The following is a 1,076-nucleotide window of genomic DNA, read 5'->3' on the forward strand; positions in this document are numbered from 1 at the left end:
AGCTGGGCCACGATCATCTCCACCGACCGGGGCAGGGCCAGCGCGACGAAGTCCTCCGGGCCCACCCCCCGGTCGATCAGTAGCCGGGCCAGTCGGCTGGACCGAGTGTCCAGCTCCGCGTATGTCAGTTCGGTCCGGTCCGAGACCACTGCCACCGCCTGCGGCGTCGCCGCCACCTGCGTGGCGAACAGCTCCGGCAGCGTGGCCTGCGGCACCTCCCGCGCGGTGTCGTTCCACCCGGACAGCACCCGCTCGCGCTCGGCCTCGTCCAGGATCTCGACGCTGCCCACGGTGCGGTCCGGGTCGGCCACCACCGCGGCCAGCAGACGCTCCAGCCGCCCGGCCAGCACCTCCACCGTCTCCCGGTCGAACAGATCCACGCTGTATTCCAGGTATCCGTCGATACCGGCGGGAGCGCCGTCCGGGTCCTGCTCCTCGGCGAGGGTGAAGGACAGGTCGAACTTGGAGACGTCCAGGCTGCCGGACTCCGGCGTCACCCGCAGCCCGGGAAGCTCGAAGTCCGCCCGCGCATTGTTCTGGAAGGTCAGCATGGTCTGGAACAGGGGGTGGAGGGCCATCGACCGCTCGGGGTTGAGCTCTTCGACCAGTCGCTCGAACGGCACGTCCTGATGTGCGTAGGCGGCCAGGTCCGTCTCCCGGACCCGCTCGATCAGCTCGTGGAAGGTGGGGTCGCCGGAGACGTCGGTGCGCAGCACCAGGGTGTTGACGAAGAAGCCGACCAGATCATCGAGTGCCTCGTCGGTACGTCCGGCGATCGGGCTGCCGATGGGTATGTCCTCCCCGGCCCCGAGCCGGGACAGCAGTGCGGCCAGGCCTGCCTGCAGGACCATGAACACACTGGCCCGGCACTTTCGGGCCAGCGCGACCACCCCGGCGTGCAGGGAGGCGTCCCAGCGGAACTGGAGTGTTCCACCTCGGTGGGAGGCCACCGCGGGGCGTGGCCGGTCGGTCGGCAGGGCCAGCTCCTCCGGCAGGCCGGTCAGGGTCTGGCGCCAGAAGTCCAGCTGGCGGGCGAGCGGGCTGTCCGGGTCGTCCTCGCTGCCGAGGACCTGGTG

1 protein-coding gene is annotated in these 1,076 nt (G+C 70.7%); it reads right to left on the reverse strand.

The window, feature by feature from the left end; all coding sequences use genetic code 11:
* The coding region (locus IEZ15_RS43520) for a condensation domain-containing protein (protein WP_189282457.1) at positions 1 to 1,076 on the reverse strand (1,076 nt) is incomplete at both ends.

Origin of the sequence: Streptomyces atratus (assembly GCF_014648655.1) — a bacterium.
GTDB classification, from domain to species: Bacteria; Actinomycetota; Actinomycetes; order Streptomycetales; family Streptomycetaceae; genus Streptomyces; species Streptomyces atratus.